We start from the raw sequence: 2,500 nt of genomic DNA, 5'->3' as shown, positions 1-2,500 counted from the left end.
CGCCCAATCGCATTGAGACCGAAATCTCAAAGCGCGCACCCTCGATGAATGCTGCTTGCGCGGCCGGACATTGATTAGAAAGACCAGCTTGCTTCGTAAGATCGAACCAATAGCGAGGCGGTCAAGCTTCGCTAACAGGATCATTTTACAACCCGCTCATCTTGCGATGAACGAGCGCCGAAAATGATCTGGAGATAGTGAATGAGCACCCGCGAATTGCTCCGCAGATCCCAAACTTGGATCGATCTCCTCTTTACGATGTCAGATAACACGCACACCGCGTCCATCCGGACTGCGTGTGCGAATTGATGTTTCGCGGACGACGGTTGAGGCACCGGCGATCAAACCATCTGGTGGAGCCAGACGGGATCGAACCGACGACCTCATGCTTGCAAAGCACGCGCTCTCCCAGCTGAGCTATGGCCCCGTAACCAGAAGACGAATGCCCGCTCGATGAAAGTGGTGGGCCTGGGAAGACTTGAACTTCCGACCTCACGCTTATCAAGCGCGCGCTCTAACCAACTGAGCTACAAGCCCCTAACGCTCATCCTACAAAGGATTAGGAACCCGCTCGCGCGCAACCGGCTTTCGCCGATGCATCGCACAGCGCTCTAGCCCCTGGCGCGTGTTCGTCCGCGAAGAAAGAGAAACGAAGACGGCGAAATCCCGCCAATGGAGCTCAAGCGATCTGGCGATCGATTGGCCCCGAGATGTTTCTAAAACGATCCGATAGTGAGCGTGAGCTCTCTGAAGGACCATCCTTAGAAAGGAGGTGATCCAGCCGCAGGTTCCCCTACGGCTACCTTGTTACGACTTCACCCCAGTCGCTGACCCTACCGTGGCCGGCTGCCCCCTTTCGGTTAGCGCACCGTCTTCAGGTAAAACCAACTCCCATGGTGTGACGGGCGGTGTGTACAAGGCCCGGGAACGTATTCACCGTGGCGTGCTGATCCACGATTACTAGCGATTCCAACTTCATGGGCTCGAGTTGCAGAGCCCAATCCGAACTGAGACGGCTTTTTGAGATTTGCTAGGACTTGCGTCTTCGCTTCCCATTGTCACCGCCATTGTAGCACGTGTGTAGCCCAGCCCGTAAGGGCCATGAGGACTTGACGTCATCCCCACCTTCCTCGCGGCTTATCACCGGCAGTCTCCTTAGAGTGCTCAACTAAATGGTAGCAACTAAGGACGGGGGTTGCGCTCGTTGCGGGACTTAACCCAACATCTCACGACACGAGCTGACGACAGCCATGCAGCACCTGTCTCCGGTCCAGCCGAACTGAAGAACTCCGTCTCTGGAGTCCGCGACCGGGATGTCAAGGGCTGGTAAGGTTCTGCGCGTTGCGTCGAATTAAACCACATGCTCCACCGCTTGTGCGGGCCCCCGTCAATTCCTTTGAGTTTTAATCTTGCGACCGTACTCCCCAGGCGGAATGCTTAAAGCGTTAGCTGCGCCACTAGTGAGTAAACCCACTAACGGCTGGCATTCATCGTTTACGGCGTGGACTACCAGGGTATCTAATCCTGTTTGCTCCCCACGCTTTCGTGCCTCAGCGTCAGTATCGGGCCAGTGAGCCGCCTTCGCCACTGGTGTTCTTGCGAATATCTACGAATTTCACCTCTACACTCGCAGTTCCACTCACCTCTCCCGAACTCAAGATCTTCAGTATCAAAGGCAGTTCTGGAGTTGAGCTCCAGGATTTCACCCCTGACTTAAAGACCCGCCTACGCACCCTTTACGCCCAGTGATTCCGAGCAACGCTAGCCCCCTTCGTATTACCGCGGCTGCTGGCACGAAGTTAGCCGGGGCTTATTCTTGCGGTACCGTCATTATCTTCCCGCACAAAAGAGCTTTACAACCCTAGGGCCTTCATCACTCACGCGGCATGGCTGGATCAGGCTTGCGCCCATTGTCCAATATTCCCCACTGCTGCCTCCCGTAGGAGTTTGGGCCGTGTCTCAGTCCCAATGTGGCTGATCATCCTCTCAGACCAGCTACTGATCGTCGCCTTGGTGAGCCATTACCTCACCAACTAGCTAATCAGACGCGGGCCGATCTTTCGGCGATAAATCTTTCCCCGTAAGGGCTTATCCGGTATTAGCACAAGTTTCCCTGTGTTGTTCCGAACCAAAAGGTACGTTCCCACGCGTTACTCACCCGTCTGCCGCTGACGTATTGCTACGCCCGCTCGACTTGCATGTGTTAAGCCTGCCGCCAGCGTTCGCTCTGAGCCAGGATCAAACTCTCAAGTTGGACTTGAAACTTTGAACCGGCTGATCACAACGTTTGACGAGGTCCACACCAAAATCGCGCAGCGATTCACATCGCTGGCGACCCGACCTCAATCAAGAGGCCATGGTGTAACCTTATTCAAAACGTGTACCGCCGAAGTCTTTCGTCCGGTCCCGATCGGGAAAACCAAGGTTTTCAAAATCGAGACCCGCAAGGACTCCGCCGTCCACGTTTCTCTTTCTTCATCTTCACTTGTCAAACAGCCCG

1 protein-coding gene, 2 tRNA genes and 1 rRNA gene are annotated in these 2,500 nt (G+C 55.1%); 1 reads left to right on the top strand and 3 read right to left on the bottom strand.

Annotation, left to right across the window (positions count from 1 at the left end; genetic code table 11):
• Nucleotides 1-351: 351 nt before the first annotated feature.
• The 3 genes from YY7_RS0146435 to YY7_RS0146425 all read right to left on the bottom strand — a co-directional run bounded on the left by YY7_RS0146435 (nucleotide 352) and on the right by YY7_RS0146425 (nucleotide 2,254).
• Nucleotides 352-427, bottom strand: a tRNA-Ala gene (locus YY7_RS0146435).
• A 33-nt stretch (nucleotides 428-460) separates the two neighbouring features.
• Nucleotides 461-537: transfer RNA gene (locus YY7_RS0146430), tRNA-Ile, on the bottom strand.
• A 228-nt stretch (nucleotides 538-765) separates the two neighbouring features.
• Nucleotides 766-2,254, bottom strand: a 16S ribosomal RNA gene (locus YY7_RS0146425).
• A gap of 11 nt (nucleotides 2,255-2,265) precedes the next feature.
• On the opposite strand from YY7_RS0146425, the gene YY7_RS62755 reads away from it, so the two are divergent.
• Nucleotides 2,266-2,500, top strand: a 235-nt coding sequence (locus YY7_RS62755) for a hypothetical protein (RefSeq protein WP_210164755.1), incomplete at its 3' end; no start/stop codon positions are given.

The organism is Bradyrhizobium elkanii WSM2783 (assembly GCF_000472865.1).
Classification (GTDB): Bacteria; Pseudomonadota; Alphaproteobacteria; order Rhizobiales; family Xanthobacteraceae; genus Bradyrhizobium; species Bradyrhizobium elkanii_A.
The sequence above is the reverse complement of the archived record's forward strand: the minus strand, read 5'-3'. Positions and strand labels throughout refer to the sequence as shown.